The sequence below is a fragment of the Methylorubrum suomiense genome (assembly GCF_022179765.1).
Taxonomy (GTDB): domain Bacteria; phylum Pseudomonadota; class Alphaproteobacteria; order Rhizobiales; family Beijerinckiaceae; genus Methylobacterium; species Methylobacterium suomiense.
Window position 1 is genome coordinate 205,790 of record NZ_BPRE01000004.1, and the last position, 21,812, is coordinate 227,601.

A 21,812-nucleotide genomic window follows, 5' to 3' on the forward strand; every position below is an offset into this window, starting at 1 on the left:
GGGGAGGGCGAGAGCTGACGGCTTAGGCCGCGGCGTCCTCGGCCGGGGCGGCGGCCTTCTCGGCACGCTTGGCGGCGCGCTCCTTGGCCTTCTCGCCCGGCTCGGCCTTCTGCGGGTTGTTGCGGGCCGGGCGCTTGGCAAGGCCGGCGGCATCGAGGAAGCGCAGGACGCGGTCGGTCGGCTGCGCGCCCTTGGCGAGCCAGGACTGGATCTTCTCGTTGTCGAGCACGATGCGGGCCGGATCGTCCTTGGCCTTCATCGGGTCGTAGGCGCCGACCTTGTCGATGAAGCGGCCATCGCGCGGGGCGCGGGCGTCGGCGACGACGATACGGTAGTAGGGGCGCTTCTTGGCGCCGCCGCGGGTGAGGCGGATCTTGAGGGACATCAGTCGTTCCTTTCGGGGGTCTGCGTAAGATCGGCGTTCAGCGCGATCGTCTGGTGGTGCCGGATGACTTCCTTGACCACGAAGGCGAGGAACTTCTCGGCGAAATCGGGGTCGAGCTTGGCCTCGACCGCGAGGTTTCTCAGGCGTTTGACCTGACGCGCCTCCCGGTCCGGATCGGAGGGAGGCAGGCCCTTGCGGGCCTTCAGCTCGCCGACCCGCTGCGTGCAGCGGAAGCGCTCGGCGAGCAGATGGATGAGCGCGGCATCGAAATTGTCGATACTGTCGCGCAGCCGCGCGAGTTCGGGGTCGACCCCTTGCCCGGACAGGATGCTCATTTCTTCTTACCCGGCAGGAAGCCACCGAGTCCCGGCAGCTTCGGGCCGCCGAGGCCGGGAAGACCCGGCATCTTGGCACCGCCCATGCCGGGGGGCATCGGCGGCAGCTTGCCGCCGAACTGCTTCTCGATCTGGGCGATCTGCTCCGGCGTCGGCTCGGGCATGCCCGGCGGCATCTGGGGCATCCCCCCCGGCATGCCGCCGCCGAGGCCGAACATGTTGCCCAGCGCCTGGCCGATGCCACGCTTGCCGGACCCCATCGCCTTCATCATGTCGGCCATGGTCCGGTGCATCTTGAGGAGCTTGTTGATCTCCTCGACCTTCACGCCGGCACCCGCCGCGATGCGCTTCTTGCGGCTGTTCTTGAGCAGATCGGGATTCTTGCGCTCCTGCACGGTCATCGACGAGATGATCGCTCGCTGACGCTTGAACATCTTCTCGTCGAGATTGGCGCCCTCGACCTGCTTCTTAATCTGCCCCATGCCAGGCAGCATGCCCATCAGACCGCCGATGCCGCCCATCTTTTCCATCTGGGCAAGCTGCATCGACAGGTCTTCCAGGTCGAACTTGCCCTTGCGCATCTTCTCGGCGGTGCGCATCGCCTGCTCGGCATCGATGGTCTCCGCCGCCTTCTCGACGAGGGAGACGATGTCGCCCATGCCGAGGATGCGGTTGGCCACGCGCTGGGGATGGAACTCCTCCAGCGCGTCGACCTTCTCGCCGACACCGACGAGCTTGATCGGCTTGCCCGTGACGGCGCGCATCGACAGAGCCGCGCCGCCGCGGGAATCGCCGTCCATGCGGGTCAGCACGATACCGGTGACGCCGAGGCGCGTGTCGAAGGCGCGGGCGGTGTTGACGGCGTCCTGACCGGTGAGGGCATCGGCCACGAGCAGGGTCTCGTGGGGCCGGGTGGCCGCCTTCACCTCGGCGGCCTCGTTCATCAGGCCTTCGTCGACCGTGGTGCGGCCGGCGGTGTCGAGCATCACCACATCGAAGCCGCCGAGACGGGCCGCTTCCATGGCGCGCTTGGCGATCTGCACCGCGCTCTGGCCGGCAACGATCGGCAGGCTCTCCACCTCCACCTGCTTGGCGAGAACGGCCAACTGCTCCATCGCCGCCGGGCGGCGGGTGTCGAGGGAGGCGAGCAGCACGCGCCGCTTGTCGCGCGAGGCGAGACGCCGGGCGATCTTGGCGGTGGTGGTGGTCTTGCCCGAGCCCTGGAGGCCGACCATCAGGATGGCGACGGGGGCGGGGGCATTGAGATCGATCACGCTGGCGTCGGTACCGAGCATGGTGATGAGCTCGTCATTGACGATCTTCACCACCATCTGGCCCGGCGTCACCGACTTGAGCACCGTGGCGCCCACCGCCTTGTCGCGCACCTTGTCGGTGAACGAGCGCACCACTTCGAGCGCGACATCCGCCTCCAGCAGGGCGCGGCGCACCTCGCGCATGGCGGCGGTGACATCGGCCTCGGTGAGCGCGCCGCGGCGCGTGAGTCCGGAGAGAATACCGGAAAGGCGGTCGGAAAGGCCTTCGAACATGCGTCGCGATCAGCCCGTGCTACTGGTGAAGGCCGGCATTGGCCACGCGGCGGGCGCGCAGAGCGTCCTCGAAGGCAGCGACCGCGCGGGCAAACTTGTCCCGGCATTCCGGATCGCAGAAGCCGACCACGGCGCCGTTATACAGGGTCAGGGCGTCGGGAACGACCGGCTTGCCCGACCAGGGGCAGAGATCGTTGACCGCATCCTCGATGCGCAGGGCGGATTCGTTGGCGGGCGCCATGGCGGGCTCGGGTTTCGTCTCCGACGCACTGACGACAACGACGAGTGCGCCCGAGGGCGCAGACGCGCTGTCGGGCGTTGACCTCCGGCCTCTCGGGCCGGTCGGCGGCTCATCGTGACGATCATACGTCGAAATGGAATTCGGGCGGATAGGCGCGATGGGCGGGCAAGTCAATCCCGACGAAGTCGGAGCGTTGCAGCCATAGCCGCATTCCGTGAGGGGCTGCGGCGGCGATCCCTTCATCGGCCGAACGTCATCGTCCACCCATGGTCGGACGTCAGCCCTTTGGCCGAATTTACCGAACGTTAAGCATAATCGGCACAGATAGCGTCATGCACCGCATGAGGTGCCCGAGGACTTTCCGATGTCGGAACCCGCGCGACACACTCCGGCCTACGATCCCGCTCCACGCGCGTCCGGCAATGCCGCGCCCTTGCGGGACTGGCTCGCCGCCATGCGAACCGCCGCCGAGGCCCGTCCGATCGATCTGCCGCGGCCACGCATCGTGGAGACGCCGCAAGCGCAAGCTCCGCTCGGGGCGCCCGATCTCGTTCAGACGACCACCGACCCTATCGAAGAGAGCCGGAACGCTTGGTCGCCGCGTCTCGTCAACGCCGCGAAAGCCGGCGAGGACGCGGCGGACGATGAGCTCGCCGAGATCATGGCCGAGAACATGATGCTGAAGGCGAAGCTGCGGCTCGAATCCGAGCGCCGCGACGAGATCCAGGTTCTGCTGGCGGCGGAGCTTCGTGAGCTGCGCAGCCACGTCCTCGAGGAGGTCAGCAAGATGGAAGACCTCCGCGCCGAGCGCGATCTGTGGCGCGCCCGCTGCGAGGCTCTGGCTTCGCCGCTGTTCCAGATCGGTCAGCGCTGACGTCAACGCTGCATCCCAAACATGCGAAAGGCCGCTCCCGATGAAGGAGCGGCCTTTCCATTGTCGAACCGGTCAGTCCGACGAAACCCGTCGTGATCCCGCGAATGCGTTAGGCGCAGACGCCGGAGGCAACAGTCCAGGTCTTGGTCGTCGGCGACGGCTGATGACAATGAGACACTGGATCACCTCCTTTCGTTCGTTGCTGGGAGCCCGAAGGTAGGGACGTTTGCCCCGGGGCGGAAGCCCTCGTTGGGTTTCTCCGCTGCGTTGTCTCGCCGCGGCGCACAAAGTAACCGGGTGGGCTCCGCTGGTACGCCGCTGCCGGAGCGCCTAAACAGGGCGCCCGTTCGCTACGGTCGCATCAGTTCGCTCCATGTCTTCCGCTGCCGCTCCGCGCGCCTCCGACGATGCCCTCGATCCGAAGGCGATGCGTGAGCCGCTGCCCAATGCTTGGTACTGTGTCGGCCAAGCCGCCCGTCTCACCGGCGACGCCATGCGTGCGGTGTCGCTGAACGGCGAGCAGGTGGTGATCGGGCGCGGCAAGGACGGCGCACTCTTCGCCCTGCGGGATCGCTGCCCCCATCGCGGCATGGCCCTCTCGAAGGGTAAGTTCGACGGCGACACGCTGATGTGCCCGTTTCACGGCTGGCGCTTCGGGACCGATGGGCGCTGTCATGACGTGCCGACCCTCTCCTCGCACGACGCCTCCGATTTTTCGCGGATTGCGGTTCAGCGCTTTCCGATCCGCGAGAGCGCCGGCTTCCTCTGGGTCAATCCGTATCTCGGCCCCTCGGACCCGGCCGCCATCCCTGACGTGCCTTCGCTTGCCTTCGAGCCGGCCGGCAGCCTCGTGGTGGAGCTCGAGGTCGAGGCCTCGTTCGACCTGACGACCTTGAGCCTGGTCGATCCCGGCCATGTCGCCTTCGTCCACGATTCCTGGTGGTTCCGCCCCTCGAAGGAACTGCGGGAGAAGGTGAAGACCTTCCAACCGGTGCCGCACGGTTTCGTCATGACAAGCCACGCCACGACGACGAGTTCGCCGGTCTACCGGCTGCTCGGCGGTGTGCCGGAGGTGGAGATCGAGTTCCGCCTGCCGGGCGTTCGCCTCGAGCGGATCACGGCGGGCACCAAGCGTGTCGCCAATTACACGTTCGCGACCCCCATGGGCCCGAACCGGACCATGCTCACCAACGCGCTGTACTGGAGCATGCCGGCCCTGAACCTTCTCAAGCCACTCGCCCGCCCCCTGATGCGCCAGTTCCTGACCCAGGATCAGCAAGTGCTCCAGCACGCGCAGCTGGGGCTCGACCGCAAACCGACCATGGTGCTGCTCGGGCAGGGCGATCTGCCCTCGCAATGGTATTTCCGCTTGAAGCGCGAGATCCTGGAGGCCGCCCGCGAAGGCCGACCCTTCGCCAACCCGTTGATCCGCCAAGAGCTGCGCTGGCGGTCCTGAGCCTCGAACCGGATAAATCGCCCCCGGCTGAAACTTCCGCCGACGCCGCCCCGTAGATGCGGACGCGGTGTCGTCGATGCCGCTTCCTGCATGCTGTGTTCGAGGCAAGGGGGCATTTCGCGTGCCGAGTCCGCACTACGTCGTTCGCCGCAGTCGCTCTGGCCGCTTCAACTTCACTTTCCTGTCGGAGCATGGACGCATCAGCGGCGTCGTCATCGTCCCGACCGAGAAGCTGACCCGGGACGAGATCGAGCGTCGGGCGCGCATGAAAATTCAGGAACTGGCCGCGGCCCTCGCGGCGTCGGTCGGGGCGCCCCCGCAGACGTAAGGAGCTTCAGCGTGGATCGGTTTCACACCTGCCCGGTCCGTGAGCCAGACCAAGCGTCTTCATGCATGCTCGTCCTCAACCATGCACCCCGGGATGAAATTCCGAGTGATGACGCACGGGCGTCCACGGCCCCGATAGTGATGGTTCCGCTGTCGAATAGGCCAAGGCCCACGTGGCCAAGGGCTCGCTGACGCCGAGATTTATAGAAATCAAGTTGTCGATCGATGAGCGTTGTCAGCGCGCAAAGCGGAATGGTCTTGCCTGTAGGACCATCCAATTCTCAGTGAGACAATCCAACAAAAGCTCCAAAGCGCTTTGCACGCTCTGTTTGCTGTCAGGATTGAAGTCTCAGGAGAGTGGTGCCCAGGGACGGAATCGAACCGCCGACACTGCGATTTTCAGTCGCATGCTCTACCAACTGAGCTACCTGGGCATCGGCCGCTGCGCTGAGCGCTGGCGACGGAGCGGGGGTATAAGGAAGGCTTTCCGTCGTGTCCAGCCTCGTTTCGCCTCCGGGGACCGGGTTTTTTGACGAAGCGGCGACAGCCTCAGTGCTTGCGCTCGTCCTCCCCCTCGGCGGGCGAGCGTGGCGTGTCGTCGTCTTCCGGTCCCGGGATGACGTAGCGTTCGCCGAGCCAGCGTCCGAGGTCGATATCGGCGCAGCGGGGCGAGCAAAACGGCTTCGTGTCGGGCTGAGCCGGGCGACCGCAGATCGGACAGGGTGGGACGCCCTTGGGGCGGCTCGCACTCACGCCGCGGCTCCCCAGGCCCCGCGTACTGGAAAGCCTTCGCCTTCGAGGAGACTGATCGTCTCGTTCAGCGGCAAACCCACGACCCCGCTATACGAACCGACCAGCTTGACGGCGAAGGCGCCTGCCAAACCCTGGATGGCGTAGCCGCCGGCTTTGCCGCGCCACTCGCCGGACGACAGGTAGCCCTCGATCTCGCGGGTCGAGAGGCGCTTGAACCGTACACGGGTCTCGACCATGCGCTCGCGCAGCCTGTCCTTCGGCGAGAGCACGCAGACGCCGGTATAGACCCGGTGCGCCCGCCCCGAGAGCAGACGCAGGCAATCCGCGGCCTCATCGAGGGTCTCGGCCTTCGGCAGCACACGCCGGCCGACCGCCACCACGGTGTCCGCGGAGACCAGATAGGCGGACCGGAGATCCTCCCGCCGCCGCGCCGCCGCCTGGGCGGCTTCCAGCTTTTCCCGGGCGAGACGTCGGGCGAGCTCCCGCGGTGATTCGGACTTGCGCGGCGCCTCGTCGATATCGGCGGGGAGGAGCGCATCCGGTTCAATCCCCACCTGCTGTAGCAGGGCCAATCGCCGGGGCGAGGCCGAGGCGAGCACGAGGAGCGGACGGGCCGGAGCACCGGAGATCGGCGGCGTGCCCTGTGCGGTCGAATGGTCGGTCATCGCCGTGGTCTTACGCATAAGCCCCCGCGTATCGCAACGCGCGGACCTTTCGTCCGCGCGTCCACTCGGCTTGGATGGCTGCCCCGTTAGGACCTCTATGGGCGTCGATGCGCCAATTCGTGACTCTGCGCCTGCCGCGATCGGCCTCACAGCTTCATCGTCATCGGCTGGGTGAGGTCTCCCGATCGACGAAATCTGACACCGTCCAAGAGGATGGATCGGTCGGCCGATCAGGCGAATTGCAGCATTGCGCTGACCGCCACTGCCAGAGCGATGGTGGCGCCGCAGGCTTGTCCGATGAGACGCGGGCGGTAGGAGAGAAGCAGCACGAGAGCGACAGCGGCGCCTGTCAGAGTGCCGATCCATTGCACCGGCCCGAAATTCCAGCCCTCCGCCACGCCGGCCACCGTCAGGCTGAGGCCGATGCCGGTCCAGCCGAGCACACGCAGCAGCAGGATCCGCCGCGCGCTCGGCTTGGATTGAAACACCTCCGTATGGTGGCGGTTCAGGCTCAGGCAGAGCGCCGTGAGGGCTGCGAAGCAGAGGCTCAGGTTGAGCAGGAGGATCGTGGGCGTCATGCGCGTTCCGGCTCGGCTGCGGCGAGGGGAGGGGGCGCGGCGTGAAGGGGCGCTGGCCTTTCCGAGCTGCGGACCGCAGCAGAAGGACGTGGTGCCTCCCGGCTGCGCTCGGCCCGCGACGGAGCTTGATAGCGCGCGACCTTGCGGACCGCGACCGCGAACAGGCAGGCCATCGCCAGCAGCGCGCCGTCGAACCACAGGAACAGAGCCTCGCCCGCGCCGAGCCGGCGCAGCGGATGCGTCTCGACCGTGGCGATATCCGCCAGCACGACGGCGAGACAGAGGCCGGCGACCAGCCCCAGCATCTCGCTCCAGGCCCGGCGATGCGGACGGGCGAGCGGGATCAGGGCTGCCGCGATCCAGGCGGCGAAGAAGGCGCGGATCTCCCAGTCCGAGCGGCCGGCGAGGTCGGGCGGCAGCAGCCGGTTGGCGAGGAAGTAGGTCGCCACCGCAGCGGGCAGGCCGGCGACGCTGGCGATGTTGAGCGCCTGAACCAGGCGCAGCCCGAAGAACGGGCGCTCGTTCGCCTTGGGGAGCCGCGCGAGCGTCCAAAGCACGAGACCGGTCGCGACCATGGCGCTGCCCATCACGCCGCAGAGGAAGAACAGCAGGCGCAACGTCGGGCCGGCGAAATGGGCCTCATGCAGGCCCACCATCGTCGAAAAGGTTTTAGCGGCGGGTTTCAGGCCACCATTGACGACCTCCAGAACCGCGCCGGTCACCCCGTCGAAGGCGATCTGGGGATGTTCGTGGGAGAGTCCGTGCGGCTCCTCGAAAGCCGCGATGACGGTGGCATGGGCATCGCCGTGATGAGCGATCGACACGCGGCCCAGCCGCTCCGGAAAGGTCGCGAGCGCCCGCTCGACCATCGGGCCAATCGGGGCCGGGGGGGCGGGACGGTTCGCAACCGGGCGTGACTTGGTCACGAAGCCGGCCTCGGAGAAGTAGGCTTGGCTGTCGCCCCGATACGCCGTCGTCACACCCCACGGCATGTACATCATCGAGAGCGTAACGATGCCGGTATAAGTGATCATCAGGTGGTACGGGAGGGCGAGGACGCCGGTGACGTTGTGGGCGTCGAGGAAGCTGCGACGCGGTGCCTTGTCCCGGCGGAAGGTGAAGAAGTCCGAGAAGATGCGCTTATGGGTGATGATACCGGAGATCAGTGCCACCAGCATGATCATCGCGCAGATCCCGACGATCCAGCGCCCCCAGATCGGCGGCAGGTGCAACTCGAAGTGGAAGCGATACAAGAAGTCGCCTGCCATGGTCTTGCGTAAGGCCATCTCGGCGCCGGTCCTCGCGTCGAGGATGACGTGGCCGGGCGGCGCGCCGGGCCGGATCCGCCAGAACAGGTCGAGCACCGGCTCGTCGCCGTGAGGCAGGCCAATGAACCAGGTTCGGGCCTCGGACGCGTGCTTCTCCAGATAGGCGACGGCGCGCTCGGCCGCGGCCGGCAACTCAGCGTGCGTGAGTGGGGAGACCTTGGTCAGTTCGGGCCGCATCCAGCGTGAGATGTCGGCGCGGTAGTAGCTGGCGGTGCCGGTGACGAAGACGGCGAACAATACCCAGCCGACCACGAGCCCGGCCCAGGTGTGCAGCCACGCCATCGACTGGCGGAAGCTTCCCTTCACGGCGCGCCTCCGACGAAGAGACCGGGACCTGCGGCAAGCCACAGGCCTAAGCCCATGACGAGGATCGCACCGAAGAGGATGCCGGCGGCCCGCGGCACGGAGTGCAGGGCAAAGACGAGTACGACGACGCCGGCGAGGATCGCGAAGCTGAGAAGCGTCGCCGTCGTCACCGCTTCGGAACGTTCCAATGGAAGCGTGACCGACAGGAGCGCCGTGGCAAGAGCGGCGACGGCGTAGCCGCCCCCGGTCGCCAACACGATCCGCGCGAAGATCCCGGCTCTTTCCACTAGACCCGTACCGGCGCTCCCTTTGCTCGTACTCATGCTCAAAATCCCTGTGAGCGATACTGTGGCATTGCTTCTGACGTGTGGGGCAGGCCGCGTTTGAACTCTGAGAATCTTAGATAAGCTATCGTTCAGTGTTCATTGCAAATTTTTAGAGCACCCATGTGTTCAAAGAAGTATTTCAGGCAGGCGCGAGATATTTGAAGCCGTCGCAAATCACTGAGGCGCGCAGCACACATGCAGAGACGTTGAGCATATGAGCTGCGTTACCCAAGCTGACGCGAGAGCGTGAAGGCCGGCGACGACCTTGAAGCACGTTGCAGGCTATGGAGCTCTAACGGGATCGAGGCACTTAGCATCGATCGCGAGCAATCTCATGGTCGGAAATGTTTCCCTCATCAGCGCGCGAGCTGCTCGCACTTATGATGCTGGATATGGTAAAAGTCTAGATCATTCTAGAGCCTGTACTATAGAATTGCTATAATTTGAATGTGTAAGTTGCAATAGCATTTGCCCCTATTCAGGCGAGCCGGCCGCCACGAGAGCGATGTCGGTGATGCCATGCCGGCCGACTAATCGTGGTCATTTTTCGGGCGTAAGGCTGCTGGCTTTGCAGACTGAATGCGTCGCCAATTGCACTGGGTAAGACTACCTGAGCCTGCTACCGGAATCCATGCGATGAAACCGTCAAGCTTTGAATCACCGGAAGTTTCGGCGATTTTCAACGCTGCCGCCGGGTCAACAAAATTGTGCAGAATCCGCGTTGAAGCTCACGTCTGCGAACGACACGCGTGCTAAAACGGTAACTACCTACGGAGTCTCCTTATGCGCGCTTCGGTTCTGACGATCTCGGTCTTGGTTGCCCTCGCCGTGCCAGCTGCGGCACAGGCGCCAGCGCCATCCGCAGCGCAGGCAGCGCAGCGCGAGCGCATGACGTCCTGCAATGCGGATGCGGGAACGCGGAAGCTCGCCGGCGATGCCCGCAAGAGCTTCATGTCCGATTGCTTGGCCGGCAAGGCGACCGCATCGCCCGACAAGGAACTCACGCCGCAACAGGCGAAGATGAAGAGCTGTAATGCGGATGCGTCCGCAAAAAGCTTGAAGGGCGCCGACCGCAAGACCTTCATGAGCACCTGTCTGAAGGGTTGAGCAAGGTTCATCATCTGCGTCAGCCGCGTACGGAATGGTCCGACAGGTTGTTCGCGACCCCGTACCGGCCTCGTCGCGGTGGCACGGACTGAGGCGACATTCCATGCGCAACTCAGCCGGCATGTCACATTCCGGCTCCGCCGATCGGGAGACCTAGTTCGGCGCAGGGCCGTACAATCACGTCGCGATCGGCGCGTCGGTCTCAAGGGCGTTTGCACGCTCCGCTGCCGATCGGTCACCGCATAAAACCGCCGGTGAACCCCAGTCAGAACGGCGACAGCCTAACCTGGATGGCCCTCGCTCGACTAACCACCTCGAGTTGAGTTTTACCTGGCTCGGCTCGATCGCGGCAACGGCTCTCCGAATCCATCCGTTTGCCGTATCGAATTCATATTGAGGCCATCGGGAACCGTCTGCCCTCGCCAATAATTTCTGGGCCGCAGAAAAAATAGGCGGGGGACGCATGCAGGCGGTTGAGACGGTGCTCGACAATCCCGAGAAGATTGAGCAGCCGAAAGACAAACTGTCTATTTTAGGACTGGGGTTGATCGGCCTCGGCCTGATCGCAACCGCAGCTTGGATCGGCTTCCTCGGTTGGGCAGCTTTTTATATACTACAATATTTGATACTGTAGCTCAGTCAAAAGTCGTCAATATCAGGCGCCCACTGCACGAGTTCAAGAAAGACGGCTGCACAAGCAAGATAAAGCGTACCAAACAGCACGGGCGTGACCTCCTGTCGAATCAGCCGAGGTCGTCGCCGCGGTTGCCCGCTTCTGTACCGCAAAACCAGTTGCGCGCAATTGCTTTGGCGCCTTCTGAACTGTGGAGTATGGAATCTTTCTTCTTGCCGAATGCCCTCGCGGCATCAGGTTGCATTCGATCGGCAATGCCACCAAAAAGCAGGATGACGTCATCAGCTTTTGTCGTTGATTGCGATGCGGTTGCGAAGTTCACGTGACGCGGCAAACGCGTTTCGCTTCCACAAACTCACATTCGCAGAGGAGTTGGAGGGGGTACAACGCCCAACCTCTTAACTCTGTCGAGGATGACCTAAGCCGATTGTCTGGCCTTATTACCGGTCCGCGCTCAGCCAGTCGTTCTGTCCCGATCTCCGCGGCGGGGCATCATGAGCATGTGTCGAGCCGGAATCGGAAAATCCTGCGGCGCCTCGCCCGCTCGAATCACCCAAGATCGCCATGCTGCCACAGGGCAGTCAGGGGCGGTCTCATTGGTAACAGTCAAATCCTCAGTCTGAGGCCTCACACGCGGACCGCCATGGCGGTTTGCGGTGCCGGAATAAAAAATGTGCGCGGGAGCAGCGACCCTACGAGGGTCACAGCTGCTCAGCCTGGCACGGGAGATGAACGACGATTGTGCCGTGGACCACTTGCATACACAGCAGCGGTCTAAGGCATTGCTTTGGGTCAAGTACCCAAAAAATTTTTTTTATGAATGAAGAGTGGCGCGCCCTACGGGAATCGAACCCGTGTTTTCGCCGTGAAAGGGCGACGTCCTGGACCGCTAGACGAAGGGCGCTGGCGCTGGGCCAGCGGCTCTATAATCGGCTTGGACGGCGTCGGCAACGGGCGAGTTGCGATCTTTGTGCATCGACAGAGAAAAACTGGCGGCGTTCCCTGTCCGATGGTTGATCGGAGCGCCCTCCACGTCGTCCTTCCGCATCGCCGCTCTGCTGCGTCCGATGGGATGAATGGGTGCATCCGCTCTTGCGCCGAAAGGGAGACGGCGCGCAGATGCCGCATGAGCCTGCGTCCAGCGGGCTGATGGGCAGGGAGGAACGATGCGGATTCTCGTCGTGGGGGCCGGGGCGACCGGCGGTTATTTCGGAGCGCGGCTCGCCGAGATCGGGCGGGACGTGACCTTCCTGGTGCGCCCAGCCCGTGCCGAGAAATTGGCCGACGCGGGTCTGCGCGTGTCGAGTCCGGTGGGCGACGTGCACATCGCCGAGCCACAGACCGTGACTGCCGAAACCCTCGACAAGAGCGGGCCGTTCGACCTCGTGATCCTGTCCGCCAAGGCCTACGATCTCGATGGGGCTGTTGCGGACCTGCGCCCGGCCGTTGGGCCCCAAACGACGGTGCTGCCGATCCTCAACGGATTTCGCCATCTGGACGTGCTCGACGAAGCGTTCGGATCGGAAAGGGTGCTCGGCGGCAGTTGCGCCATCGTGGCGACGCTCACGCCGACCGGCGAAATCCGCCAGATGAGCGAATTGCACAGCCTGACTTACGGCAAACGTGACGGCACGCGGTCTGAGCGGATCGCGGCCATCGAGGCGCAGATGGAGGGCGTACGATTCCAGCCGCGTTCCAGTGACAAGGTCTTGCTGGAGATGTGGGAGAAATGGGTGTTCCTCGCGACCCTTGCCGGATCGACCACCCTCATGCGCGCGACCATCGGCGACGTCGTGGCGGCCCCTGGCGGTCCGACTTTCGTCGAGGGCCTGCTCGATGAATGTCAGACAATCGCCCTCGCCAGCGGTTACGGGTCGCGCGAGAAGGTTCTCGCGGGCGCACGGAAGACGTTAACGGCGGAACGCTCGCCGATGACCGCCTCGATGCTGCGCGACATCGAGGCAGGCGCCCGCATCGAAGCCGATCACATCATCGGCGACCTGATCGCGCGCGGGCAAAAGGCCGGTGTCGAGACGCCGATCCTGGATCGTGTGTTCACGCATCTCAAGGCTTACGAGAACCGGAGGAACCGCGACGCCGCGTGATGGGCGGGCACGCTTCCCCCGGTGCGTGACAGCTCTCAGTAGCGGCGCGCTGGCGGTGGCGGCGGGTTGCCGTATTCGAGTTGGGTCTTGGCATCGGCGCGGCGAGCCGGGGGCGGCGTCGGATCCAGGGCGGCCGGCGCCTTCGTGCAGGCGGCTGCAGCGAGCGCGAGAATCGTGGCGCCCGCAAGAAGTCTCAGAGTCGGCATTCGATCGTTCTCTCCGTGATGGTTCGGACGGCGCGTTCGCGACGGCTATTCCTGCGCGGCGGTAGGTCCGTCTAAAACGCCCACAGCTTGGCCGTATCGCGACAAATATCGGGTGAAAGCGTGACTGCAAAGCAGTATGATTTGTAAATATTCTAGTTTTATTATAAAAGTAGATAGTTATAAACCAATCATTACGTTGATCGCTTTTCAAGATGAAAATTTTTTGCGTATGTATGTGGTATATTTTTCAATCTTAGATTTGACGCGCAGTATTCGTTCGACTGAACCACCATCCCATGTGTACGTGTTAAATATTTATAATCGAAACATAGGTAGTTATCATACATAGACAATAAGAATCCTGAAAAATATCTATATTTGCCAAAATTATAAAATGTGAACTATATAAAGGTACATATCTTTTGGTACCTTGTAGACAGATGATGCCGTCTCGCCGCTCTGCGGCGCAGTCGAAAGCTTAAGCACGCATAGGAAAGGCTTTCTGTCATTCTGAATGGGTGAACTGCACGGCAAAAGGTCGTTGGGTCGGAGTCGGACACCTCGCCAGGCGTGGCAGAGCTTCCAATTCGCGCGAACGGTTGGGTGGCCGAGCCTGAGGGGCATGCGAGGTTGGGCTTGCGTCGGAAGGCCGAGAACCGGCAATGCGGAGCACCAACGAACTGTTGGACCCTCACTGAAGCGCCTCGGGAGCCGATCCTGACCCCCTCCGCCCGCATCTCCGCCGCCATTGAGATCCTGGACGATATCTTTGCGCGCCGCCGTCCCGCCGCCGATGCGCTGAAGGATTGGGGCCTCGCCCACCGCTTCGCCGGCTCGGGTGATCGGGCCGCAATCGCCAGCTTCGTCTATGACGGCCTGCGGCGGCGCGCCTCGGCGGCCTACCTCATGGGGACCGAGACCGGGCGCGCCGTCATCATCGGCATGCTTCGCTTGCAGCGGGGATTGGCCGAACCCACCATCGCCGGTCTGTTCGACGGTGGCCGCTTCGCGCCCGCGCCTCTCACCGATGATGAGCGGAAGCGGTTGATCGAGGGTAACCTGACCGAGGCCCCGCCGGAGATCGCCGGGGACGCACCGGCCTTCGTGCTGCCCTCGCTCGCCGCAGCCTTCGGCGATGATCTGATGGAGGAACTGCGGGCCCTCGGACGCCGGGCGCCGTTGGACATCCGCATCAACACCCTCAAGCAGAGCCGCGAGGAAGCCGCGGCGGCTCTGAATGACCTCGGGGCGGAGCCGACCCCGCTCTCGCCGCTCGGCCTGCGGATCCCGATCGGCGAGGACGGTCGCGGCCCCGCCCTGCATGTCGATCCACTGTTTCTGGAAGGCGGTTTCGAGATTCAGGATGAAGGCTCCCAGCTTGCCAGCCTCCTTGCGTCGGCACGGGCCGGCGAAACCGTGGTCGATCTCTGCGCGGGCGGCGGCGGCAAGTCGCTGGCCCTGGCCAGCCTCACCGGGAATGGCGTGCGCCTGATCGCGACGGATGCCGATCCGCGCCGTCTCGCTCCGATCCACGAGCGCCTTCGGCGCTCCGGGGCTGAGGTTGAGGTTCGTACCCCGCGTACGGGGAAGGCGCGGGCCGATGTGCTGGCCGATCTCGACGGGACGGTCGACCGGGTACTGATCGATGCACCCTGCACCGGCACCGGCACGTGGCGGCGCAATCCTGATGCCAAGTGGCGCCTGCGGCCCGGCAGCCTCGCGAACCGCACGGGGGAACAGGCCGAGGTCCTCGACCGGGCCGCGCGTCTGGTGCGGCCGGGCGGCACCATCGTCTACGTCACATGCTCGGTCCTGCCCGAGGAGAACGACGCGGCGGTCGACGGGCTTCTCACGCGCAGCGGCGGCGCGATCGCTTCGGTCGCCACCGATCTGACTGCCGTACCAGGGCTCTCGGACAAGGTGCGCCGAACCCAGCGCGGCGTGCAGATGAGCCCGGCGCTGACAGGCACCGACGGGTTCTATGTCGCGACGATGACACGCATTTTGTGATCATCGGCGAGGGATCGGTGCGGCTCTTGCCTCGTTGACGGCCAGACCCGCGCCGATTTGGAAAATTCCCCCGGCCGGCGCGCGAATGGAATCGTGTGATGACGAGGCCTCATCCATGACGCTGCACCGGCGCGCTCTTCTTGCGGGCACGGCGGCGGCCCTGACCGGCGAGCGGGCGCTCGCGCAAGCGCCCCTCACGGCGCCGTTCCAGGCGCGACCACCCGTGCGTGCCTCCGACGACATCGTGCAGCCGCTGCCGCGATCGGCGCCGGGTTCCGATCTCGAGGTCATCGATCTCTGGCCCGAACGGCCGCCGGGCGGTGGAGGGCCTTACCGGTCCGAGTATCGCTTCGACGAGACGTTGACCGGCGTCGTCACCGGTGTGGTGCGGCCCTGTCTCCTCGTGATCCGCCCGACGCGCCCGAACGGGGCCGCGGTCGTCGTGGCGGCGGGCGGCGGCTATCGGCGCATCGATATCGGCAACGAAGGCTTGCCGGTCGGCCATTGGCTGGCCAAGGGCGGCATCACCGCCTTCGTCCTGATCTACCGGTTGCCCGTGGAGAATTGGCGCGACGGTGCCGATGCCCCCCGCCAGGATGCGCAGCGCGCCATGCGGCTTGTTCGCTGGCGGGCGGAGGAATTCGGCCTCGACCCCGATCGGATCGGGGTGCTGGGCTTCTCGGCCGGCGGCCATCTGGCGGGCACGACGGCGGCCGATGCCGAGCAGGATCTCTACGACGATCTCGACGAGGCCGACAGCCTCAGCGCGCGGCCGAGTTTTGCCGGATTGATCTATCCGATCATCACCATGCGGGCGCCGTATGACCGCACGATCTCCAGCCGGAAGGTTCTGGTCGGCGACGATCCGCCGGAGGCACGGCGACGGGCCTATTCCGTCGAAGTCCAAGTGAATGTCCGCACGCCGCCGGTCTTCATGGTGCAGGCCTCCGATGACCGGATCGCGATCACCGACCATCCCCTCCTGATGCATGCTGCCTTGCGGGCGGCCGGCGTGCCGGTGGAGATGCACCTGTTCGAGCGCGGCGGCCACGGCTTCGGCCTCGGCGTACCGGGGAGCCCGGTCTCGGCATGGCCTTCGCTGTTCATGGCCTGGATGCGGGGCCACGGGTTGCTCAAGTCCTGACGGGCAACCCCATTTCAAGGGCCGCCCGCTTTCGTCTCTAGCTCGGCTCTGAAGCAGCGGCGCTTGCGGACAACGACCGTGCGACCGAATGCCCGCGCCGCTCGGTGATGACGGTGTCGCAGCGCGGGCCGCGGATCACCGTGCGGCGCACGACTCGCAGTGGCTTGAATAGCCCATCCGAAGATGGAGCCGCGCCAACGACAGCACCTGAAAGGGGAGGGCAGAAGCTCGCGCGAGGGCGCCGAGGCCCGTGATCGTAACGGCGATTCCAGGGGAGAAACTCTGCGAGTTAAATCAATCTCCAGCCCGTCACGAGGGGTGGCGGTGTCGACCGTCGAGCGCGAACGTGAAGTTCAGGCAACGCGTTGAGCGATCAATGCGCGTGGAGCGCAACAGGGTCTGCGTTGCGCCGTCGAGACGTGTCGTCTAACCGGGGCGCAAAGGGCCGTGAGCATGACCAACGACATTTCCCCCATCGACACCTCGCACCACGACAAGATCCTGATCGTCGATTTCGGATCTCAGGTGACGCAGTTGATCGCCCGGCGCGTGCGCGAGGAAGGGGTCTATTGCGAGATCGTCCCCTTCACGAAGGCCGAAGCCGCGTTCGAGGCGCATCGACCCAAGGGCGTGATCCTGTCGGGCGGTCCGGAATCGGTCACGACCGATCTCTCACCGCGCGCCCCTCAGGCCATCTTCGAGGCGGGCGTGCCGGTCTTCGGCATCTGCTACGGGCAGCAGACCATGGCGGCCCAACTCGGTGGTCAGGTCGAGGGCGGGCACCATGCCGAGTTCGGCCGTGCCGAAGTCGAGATCCTCTCCGACTCGCCCCTCTTCAAAGGCGTCTGGCACATCGGCGAGACATATCCCGTGTGGATGAGTCACGGGGATCGCGTCACCAAGCTGCCCGACGGCTTCACGACAATCGCCATGTCGCGCAACGCCCCCTTCGCCGCCGTCGCGGACGAAGCGCGGAGATACTACGCAGTCCAGTTCCATCCCGAGGTGCACCACACCCCGCATGGCGCGCTCCTGATCCGCAACTTCGTGCGCGACATCGCCGGCTGCTCCGGCGATTGGACCATGGGCACGTATCGCGAGGAGGCGATCGCCAAGATCCGGGAGCAGGTGGGAACCGAGAAGGTCATCTGCGGCCTGTCGGGCGGCGTCGATTCCTCGGTGGCGGCGGTGCTGATTCACGAGGCGATCGGCGACCAGCTCACCTGCGTGTTCGTCGATCACGGCCTGATGCGGCTCGGTGAGGGCGATGAGGTCGTCCGGCTCTTCCGCGACCACTACAACATCCCCCTGGTCCATGTTCAGGCGCAGGATCTGTTCATCGGCGCGCTGGAAGGGGTCGACGACCCGGAAGTGAAGCGCAAGACGATCGGCCGGCTGTTCATCGACGTGTTCGAAGCCGAAGCGCAGAAGATCGGCGGCGCGGCCTTCCTCGCCCAGGGTACGCTCTATCCGGACGTGATCGAGAGCGTGTCCTTCTCCGGCGGCCCCTCGGTGACGATCAAGAGCCACCACAATGTCGGCGGCCTGCCTGAGCGCATGAACATGCGTCTCGTCGAGCCCCTGCGCGAGCTGTTCAAGGACGAGGTGCGGCTGCTCGGGCGCGAACTCGGCCTGCCCGAAAGCTTCGTCGGCCGCCACCCCTTCCCCGGTCCGGGGCTGGCCATCCGCTGCCCCGGCGTGATCACGCGGGAGAAGCTCGAAGCCCTGCGAAAGGCCGACGCGATCTACCTCGACGAGATTCGGCAGGCCGGGCTCTACGACACGATCTGGCAGGCATTCGCGGTGATCCTGCCGGTGAAGACCGTGGGCGTGATGGGCGATGGGCGGACCTACGACCATGTCTGCGCGCTGCGCGCCGTCACCTCCGTCGATGGCATGACGGCCGATTTCTATCCCTTCGACATGGCCTTCCTCGGCCGCGTCGCGACGCGGATCATCAACGAGGTGAAGGGCATCAACCGGGTGACCTACGACATCACGTCGAAGCCGCCCGGCACGATCGAGTGGGAGTGAATCGTCTCCGTCGGGGATGATTGCCACCGCGCGTCATCCCCGCGGGTCAGTCGCTCGGCGCCGGTCTCAGCAAGGTCAGGTGCGTCGCACGGGGCGCCCGGGGGGAATCGATCTCGTATGTGCGGAGGCCCGCGAGGGGCGGGCGCCGATGCGAGACGATCACGAACGTCGTGTCGGGCAGCGCGCGGCGTAACGTTTCGAGGATGGACGCCTCGGCCTCGGGATCGAGCGCGGATGTCGCCTCATCCAGGAACACCCAATCGGGTCTTGCGAGCAGGATACCGGCCAGGCGCAGCCTCTGTCGCTCGCCGCCTGACAGGCCGTGCGACGCGTCCCGCTCCTGCATAACCATCGGCGCGTGCTCTCGCATGCCGACGGCCGTCAAGGCGCGGGCGATCGCTTCGGGATGATGATGGTCCACCGCGCCCGGATAGGTGGTGGCCGCACCGATCGATCCGAGGGGCATATAGGCTTGCTGGGGCACGATGTGCACGGTTCCGGCCGGGCGCCGGATCATGCCGACGCGATGGGGCCAGAGGCCGCCGATCGCCCGCAGCAGGGTTGTCTTACCGGTTCCCGACGGCGCCTTGATCCAGATCGGTGCCCCAGGCTCGAACCAAGCATCCGGCAAGGTGAGGAGGCCAGTGCCTGTGGGCGTGAGAAGGCGCAGGTCGCGCCAGCCGAGACCGTCGGGACTCGTTGGCGTCGTGTTGGCGACGCGGTCCTTGTGTGTCTCCGACGGGCGCTCCGTGGCGCGGAGAAAGCCGTCGAGCCGGCTGGTGGCGGCCGCGAGTTCCGCGAGGTCGTGATAGGCGAAGATGAACCAGGACAGCGTCGTGACGACGTTCTGGAAGGCGGAGGCGATCTGCATCAATCCGCCGAGAGTCACCCGTCCCGCCAGGAATGCCGGCAATGCCAGGAACATCGGTATGCGCAGCACGGTCTGGAAATAGGGGCGCGTGAACGTGCCCTGGATGAACTCCCGCCGGATCAGGGCATACCAGTTCGAAGCGATCGCCTCGAAGCGTTGACCGAGGATCGCCCGTTCGACTGCCTGGCCACCGGCCAGGGCGACCGGCTCGGCATTCTCTCGCAGACGCCCGAGCGCGAACCGGAAATCGCCCTCCCGTCGCTGCTGCTCGAACAGCAGGTTCTTCAGCGGCGCCCCGAGCCAATGGGTGATCGCGCTCGATACGGCGACATAGATCGGGGCCGCTCAGACCATGTAGCGCGGGATCTCGATCGATAGGCCGAGGAACGAGAGCGGCAGCGCGAAGGTCGAGAGGTTCCATAGCACCGTCACGTAGGAGACGAGCGCCACGACTGATGTGATCAAGCTCAGAACGTTACCGCGTCCACCCTCCTCGCCCAGCACGCGCTCGAGGAACAAGGCGGCGTCCTCACCGATTCTCTGATCGGGGTTCTCGATCGCGGCGTCCTCGCCGTCCTTCCCCGCCTGCCAGAACACCTGCGCGGCGAGCCACCGGTCCAGCAGCGCGGAGGTCAGCTCGCGCCGCCAGAGCATCACCAACCGCTTGCGGAGGTAGCTGGCGATCAGGGAGGTCGTGGCACTCAGAACGGTCAGGCCGGCGAACACACCGATCTGTTCAACCGCGGCTGCCGCATCGGCCTTCTGCAGCGCGTTGTAGAAATCCGCGCTCCAGCTGATCAGGCGGACGGTGATCGGAATGCCGATCAGATTCAGGCCGAGAACCAGCCCGAAGAGGAACAGCCCGCGCCGGCCCTCCCTGCGGGCGCAGCACAGGGCCAGCAGACGCGCCATCTGGCCGACGAGGCGCAGGAAGCGCGCGAGCGCGGTCGGTCGGCGATTGTCGGACGTCGCGATCATGCCGCGGTCCGGCCGGGCGGCGTCGTACGGGCGGTCTGCGGCGGATCGGGTTCGTCCAGCCGGAACACGGCATCGGCAATGCCACGGTTTCGCTTGAGGGCGAGGCTGTCCGCATGGGTCGGCAGCAGGACGGCCACGTCCGCGATGCCGAGATCCGCCAGCTGGAACGGTGTGCCGTGGCCATACTCGACATGGCCGCGCCCGAGGATGCCGACGACGAGGGGAGGTCCCCCGTCGGCCAAGGCCTCAGCGATGGTGCAGGCGAAGGCCCGATCCCAGACCTGCTGCGCCCGAACGAACCGATCGAAGCTCGGGTCGAGCGCCGCGATTGCGCCCCCCGCCGCGCCGATGAGATCGAACAGGTAGCGGCGATGATCGTCCGTCGCCGGCCGTGCCGGCGTGACGCCGTCGCGCTCGTCTTCCGGGATCGCCGCCCAGCCTTCGCGTCCGACACGCGACACCAACGGTCGGGGACAGTTCATCGCCACCATCCGGATGCGATGCTGGCGGCAGAAATGGAACAGTGGAAAGTAGAGGTTTGGATCGAACCCCCAGATTTGCGACCATTCGCAGGTCTGCAGAAAAGTCGTGGCGTCGAAGCACCCTTCGATCCAGGCATCCAGCACGGGTTGGAGACGGCGCGGAAACATCTCGAAAGCGACCGCGAGGTTCGGCCGATACAGGTGAAGCGCAGCGAGGATGTGCAGCTGCCAGCGATGGATCTCGGCGATGTCGTGGGTCTCGCCGAGAAGGACGACCCTGCGCTCGGCCATACGCATCATCAGATCGCGATGGGCGATCGGATTGCCCGTATCCGGGATCAACCAGGTGCCGCGCGGATGCCGAACCGTGTCGGCGGTCGGGGGAGCGATCTCAATCAAGGTCGATCACGTCCGCATGTTCAAGGAAGAGGCCGAGGGGCGCTCCCGACGGATCGAGTGCCTGCATGACCTGGGCGTCTGCCCTCCTCTCGGAATGCCAGCCACCGATCGCACCGGCGCGCAGATGCAGGTGGAAATCGGCCTGGATGACGTTGAGGAAGCCCATGGCCGGCAGCACGGACCCGATCGACCCGCTCCACCTCTGCCGAACACCCGGCACCACAAAGCGCAGCTGGGCGATGCCCGGCTTTGCGGCTGCCCGCTCCAGTGCGAGACCTCCGGGATCAGGCCCCTCACCGGATGCGTCCGCGACCGGCTGTGGAGCGGCTACGATGGTCGGCGCTGCGGAAGGATCGAAAGCGAGTTCGTCCGCCGCACCATCGAAAGCCGCGAGGCCGTCGAGGGCGATGAGGGCGAACAGAATCGCGCCGTCATGGCCGAGGGCCTGGAGGCGGGGTAGTACCCGGCTTCCCATACGCGGCGTCCGATCGGCCAAGATCGCCTTGAGGGCGGACAGATCGATCACCGCGTCATGGGCCGAGCCTCCCAGCCGCAGCGTGTGATCGACACGCTGCACCATCTCAACGGCACCGATGCGCTCATGGGTGATGCCGTGCCGGGCAACCGCCAGCATCACGCGACCCATCCGCGTGACGCTGGCGATCGCCGCGGATGGGTCGCCGACGACGAGCGCCCGTTCGAACGTCAGGGCGTTCAAGAC

General features: G+C 65.3%; 23 protein-coding genes, 2 tRNA genes and 1 pseudogene. 9 read left to right on the forward strand and 17 right to left on the reverse strand.

The features are described from left to right. Positions 1 to 22: 22 nt before the first annotated feature. Genes rpsP through MFF26_RS08155 form a run of 4 tightly spaced genes read right to left on the reverse strand, consistent with a single transcriptional unit; the run spans position 23 to position 2,508 of the window. Positions 23 to 385, reverse strand: coding sequence for a 30S ribosomal protein S16 (gene rpsP, locus MFF26_RS08140; protein ID WP_091950264.1), 363 nt, complete (start codon positions 383 to 385; stop codon positions 23 to 25). Continuing rightward, the gene (locus MFF26_RS08145; RefSeq protein WP_137827886.1) at positions 385 to 720 is read right to left on the reverse strand and encodes a chorismate mutase; all 336 of its coding nucleotides are present in this window, start codon (positions 718 to 720) and stop codon (positions 385 to 387) included. The genes rpsP and MFF26_RS08145 overlap by 1 nt, the downstream gene beginning before the upstream one ends. Further along, positions 717 to 2,267 carry a signal recognition particle protein gene (gene ffh / locus MFF26_RS08150; RefSeq protein WP_137827887.1) on the reverse strand — a complete coding sequence of 517 codons (1,551 nt, stop codon included), beginning with the start codon at positions 2,265 to 2,267 and terminating at the stop codon, positions 717 to 719. Before ffh ends, MFF26_RS08145 begins: the two co-directional genes overlap by 4 nt. Positions 2,268 to 2,286: 19 nt before the next feature. Beyond that, positions 2,287 to 2,508 carry a glutathione S-transferase gene (locus MFF26_RS08155; protein WP_137827888.1) on the reverse strand — a complete coding sequence of 74 codons (222 nt, stop codon included), beginning with the start codon at positions 2,506 to 2,508 and terminating at the stop codon, positions 2,287 to 2,289. A gap of 364 nt (positions 2,509 to 2,872) precedes the next feature. On the opposite strand from MFF26_RS08155, the gene MFF26_RS08160 reads away from it, so the two are divergent. The 3 genes from MFF26_RS08160 (at position 2,873) to MFF26_RS08170 (ending at position 5,166) form a co-directional block, all read left to right on the forward strand. Next, the gene (locus MFF26_RS08160; protein ID WP_137827889.1) at positions 2,873 to 3,382 is read left to right on the forward strand and encodes a hypothetical protein; all 510 of its coding nucleotides are present in this window, start codon (positions 2,873 to 2,875) and stop codon (positions 3,380 to 3,382) included. A gap of 373 nt (positions 3,383 to 3,755) precedes the next feature. Further along, entirely contained in the window at positions 3,756 to 4,838 is a 1,083-nt protein-coding gene (locus MFF26_RS08165; RefSeq protein ID WP_137827890.1) for a Rieske 2Fe-2S domain-containing protein, read from the forward strand. A 121-nt stretch (positions 4,839 to 4,959) separates the two neighbouring features. After that, a complete protein-coding gene (locus MFF26_RS08170; RefSeq protein WP_137827891.1) occupies positions 4,960 to 5,166 on the forward strand; it encodes a hypothetical protein in 207 nt (68 codons plus the stop codon). Between the two features lie 357 nt (positions 5,167 to 5,523). Here MFF26_RS08170 and MFF26_RS08175 read toward each other — a convergent pair. The 6 genes from MFF26_RS08175 to MFF26_RS08200 all read right to left on the reverse strand — a co-directional run bounded on the left by MFF26_RS08175 (position 5,524) and on the right by MFF26_RS08200 (position 9,118). Next, positions 5,524 to 5,599: transfer RNA gene (locus MFF26_RS08175), tRNA-Phe, on the reverse strand. 115 nt (positions 5,600 to 5,714) lie between these two features. Beyond that, positions 5,715 to 5,918 (reverse strand): DNA gyrase inhibitor YacG, encoded by a 204-nt coding sequence (locus tag MFF26_RS08180; RefSeq protein WP_373324383.1) that lies wholly within the window; start codon positions 5,916 to 5,918, stop codon positions 5,715 to 5,717. Then, the gene (locus tag MFF26_RS08185) at positions 5,915 to 6,583 is read right to left on the reverse strand and encodes a Maf-like protein (protein WP_137827951.1); all 669 of its coding nucleotides are present in this window, start codon (positions 6,581 to 6,583) and stop codon (positions 5,915 to 5,917) included. The genes MFF26_RS08180 and MFF26_RS08185 overlap by 4 nt, the downstream gene beginning before the upstream one ends. 230 nt (positions 6,584 to 6,813) lie before the next feature. Next, entirely contained in the window at positions 6,814 to 7,161 is a 348-nt protein-coding gene (locus MFF26_RS08190; RefSeq protein WP_137827893.1) for a DUF3325 domain-containing protein, read from the reverse strand. Next, positions 7,158 to 8,795: a PepSY-associated TM helix domain-containing protein gene (locus MFF26_RS08195; RefSeq protein ID WP_137827894.1), complete on the reverse strand. Its 1,638-nt coding sequence runs from the start codon at positions 8,793 to 8,795 to the stop codon at positions 7,158 to 7,160. The genes MFF26_RS08190 and MFF26_RS08195 overlap by 4 nt, the downstream gene beginning before the upstream one ends. Next, positions 8,792 to 9,118 carry an iron transporter gene (locus MFF26_RS08200; RefSeq protein ID WP_137827895.1) on the reverse strand — a complete coding sequence of 109 codons (327 nt, stop codon included), beginning with the start codon at positions 9,116 to 9,118 and terminating at the stop codon, positions 8,792 to 8,794. The genes MFF26_RS08195 and MFF26_RS08200 overlap by 4 nt, the downstream gene beginning before the upstream one ends. A 786-nt stretch (positions 9,119 to 9,904) precedes the next feature. Here MFF26_RS08200 and MFF26_RS08205 point away from each other — a divergent pair. Further along, positions 9,905 to 10,228, forward strand: a complete 324-nt coding sequence (locus tag MFF26_RS08205; RefSeq protein ID WP_137827896.1) for a PsiF family protein — start codon at positions 9,905 to 9,907, stop codon at positions 10,226 to 10,228. A 463-nt stretch (positions 10,229 to 10,691) separates the two neighbouring features. After that, on the forward strand, positions 10,692 to 10,862 hold the full coding sequence (locus MFF26_RS08210) for a hypothetical protein (RefSeq protein WP_171015398.1): 171 nt from the start codon (positions 10,692 to 10,694) through the stop codon (positions 10,860 to 10,862). A 109-nt stretch (positions 10,863 to 10,971) separates the two neighbouring features. On the opposite strand, the gene MFF26_RS08215 is transcribed toward MFF26_RS08210, so the two are convergent. Further along, positions 10,972 to 11,196 carry a hypothetical protein gene (locus MFF26_RS08215; RefSeq protein ID WP_137827897.1) on the reverse strand — a complete coding sequence of 75 codons (225 nt, stop codon included), beginning with the start codon at positions 11,194 to 11,196 and terminating at the stop codon, positions 10,972 to 10,974. Between the two features lie 494 nt (positions 11,197 to 11,690). Further along, positions 11,691 to 11,766 (reverse strand) — tRNA-Glu (locus tag MFF26_RS08220). Positions 11,767 to 12,028: 262 nt separating this feature from the next. Between MFF26_RS08220 and panE the strand changes: the two genes are divergently transcribed. Continuing rightward, positions 12,029 to 12,967 (forward strand): 2-dehydropantoate 2-reductase, encoded by a 939-nt coding sequence (gene panE, locus MFF26_RS08225; protein WP_238307868.1) that lies wholly within the window; start codon positions 12,029 to 12,031, stop codon positions 12,965 to 12,967. Between the two features lie 35 nt (positions 12,968 to 13,002). Here the strand turns inward: panE and MFF26_RS08230 are convergent, their stop codons facing one another. After that, positions 13,003 to 13,173, reverse strand: a complete 171-nt coding sequence (locus MFF26_RS08230; protein WP_171015399.1) for a hypothetical protein — start codon at positions 13,171 to 13,173, stop codon at positions 13,003 to 13,005. 717 nt (positions 13,174 to 13,890) lie between these two features. Here MFF26_RS08230 and MFF26_RS08235 point away from each other — a divergent pair. From MFF26_RS08235 to guaA, 3 genes are all read left to right on the forward strand, one after another. Beyond that, positions 13,891 to 15,183: an RsmB/NOP family class I SAM-dependent RNA methyltransferase gene (locus MFF26_RS08235; RefSeq protein WP_137827952.1), complete on the forward strand. Its 1,293-nt coding sequence runs from the start codon at positions 13,891 to 13,893 to the stop codon at positions 15,181 to 15,183. Between the two features lie 115 nt (positions 15,184 to 15,298). Continuing rightward, entirely contained in the window at positions 15,299 to 16,327 is a 1,029-nt protein-coding gene (locus tag MFF26_RS08240; RefSeq protein WP_137827899.1) for an alpha/beta hydrolase, read from the forward strand. 453 nt (positions 16,328 to 16,780) lie between these two features. Next, positions 16,781 to 18,361, forward strand: coding sequence for a glutamine-hydrolyzing GMP synthase (gene guaA / locus MFF26_RS08245; RefSeq protein ID WP_137827900.1), 1,581 nt, complete (start codon positions 16,781 to 16,783; stop codon positions 18,359 to 18,361). 46 nt (positions 18,362 to 18,407) lie between these two features. Here the strand turns inward: guaA and MFF26_RS08250 are convergent, their stop codons facing one another. The 4 genes and pseudogenes from MFF26_RS08250 to MFF26_RS08265 form a co-directional block, all read right to left on the reverse strand. Continuing rightward, a complete protein-coding gene (locus tag MFF26_RS08250) occupies positions 18,408 to 18,992 on the reverse strand; it encodes an ATP-binding cassette domain-containing protein (protein ID WP_238307899.1) in 585 nt (194 codons plus the stop codon). A 141-nt stretch (positions 18,993 to 19,133) separates the two neighbouring features. Continuing rightward, positions 19,134 to 20,210, reverse strand: a pseudogene (locus MFF26_RS08255) (SbmA/BacA-like family transporter); the annotation flags it as partial. Beyond that, a complete protein-coding gene (locus MFF26_RS08260; protein ID WP_210236181.1) occupies positions 20,207 to 21,091 on the reverse strand; it encodes a ChaN family lipoprotein in 885 nt (294 codons plus the stop codon). The pseudogene MFF26_RS08255 and the gene MFF26_RS08260, both read right to left, overlap by 4 nt. Next, entirely contained in the window at positions 21,084 to 21,809 is a 726-nt protein-coding gene (locus MFF26_RS08265) for a hypothetical protein (RefSeq protein WP_137827902.1), read from the reverse strand. The genes MFF26_RS08260 and MFF26_RS08265 overlap by 8 nt, the downstream gene beginning before the upstream one ends. Positions 21,810 to 21,812: the final 3 nt, after the last annotated feature.

Excerpts from the sequence above, each read along its gene's own strand:
- rpsP (WP_091950264.1), bottom strand. The coding sequence starts at position 385 with ATGTCCCTCAAGATCCGCCTCACCCGCGGCGGCGCCAAGAAGCGCCCC.
- MFF26_RS08145 (WP_137827886.1), bottom strand. The coding sequence starts at position 720 with ATGAGCATCCTGTCCGGGCAAGGGGTCGACCCCGAACTCGCGCGGCTG.
- ffh (WP_137827887.1), bottom strand. The coding sequence starts at position 2,267 with ATGTTCGAAGGCCTTTCCGACCGCCTTTCCGGTATTCTCTCCGGACTC.
- MFF26_RS08155 (WP_137827888.1), bottom strand. The coding sequence starts at position 2,508 with ATGGCGCCCGCCAACGAATCCGCCCTGCGCATCGAGGATGCGGTCAAC.
- MFF26_RS08160 (WP_137827889.1), top strand. The coding sequence starts at position 2,873 with ATGTCGGAACCCGCGCGACACACTCCGGCCTACGATCCCGCTCCACGC.
- MFF26_RS08165 (WP_137827890.1), top strand. The coding sequence starts at position 3,756 with ATGTCTTCCGCTGCCGCTCCGCGCGCCTCCGACGATGCCCTCGATCCG.
- MFF26_RS08185 (WP_137827951.1), bottom strand. The coding sequence starts at position 6,583 with ATGACCGACCATTCGACCGCACAGGGCACGCCGCCGATCTCCGGTGCT.
- MFF26_RS08190 (WP_137827893.1), bottom strand. The coding sequence starts at position 7,161 with ATGACGCCCACGATCCTCCTGCTCAACCTGAGCCTCTGCTTCGCAGCC.
- MFF26_RS08200 (WP_137827895.1), bottom strand. The coding sequence starts at position 9,118 with ATGAGTACGAGCAAAGGGAGCGCCGGTACGGGTCTAGTGGAAAGAGCC.
- MFF26_RS08205 (WP_137827896.1), top strand. The coding sequence starts at position 9,905 with ATGCGCGCTTCGGTTCTGACGATCTCGGTCTTGGTTGCCCTCGCCGTG.
- MFF26_RS08210 (WP_171015398.1), top strand. The coding sequence starts at position 10,692 with ATGCAGGCGGTTGAGACGGTGCTCGACAATCCCGAGAAGATTGAGCAG.
- panE (WP_238307868.1), top strand. The coding sequence starts at position 12,029 with ATGCGGATTCTCGTCGTGGGGGCCGGGGCGACCGGCGGTTATTTCGGA.
- MFF26_RS08230 (WP_171015399.1), bottom strand. The coding sequence starts at position 13,173 with ATGCCGACTCTGAGACTTCTTGCGGGCGCCACGATTCTCGCGCTCGCT.
- MFF26_RS08240 (WP_137827899.1), top strand. The coding sequence starts at position 15,299 with ATGACGCTGCACCGGCGCGCTCTTCTTGCGGGCACGGCGGCGGCCCTG.
- guaA (WP_137827900.1), top strand. The coding sequence starts at position 16,781 with ATGACCAACGACATTTCCCCCATCGACACCTCGCACCACGACAAGATC.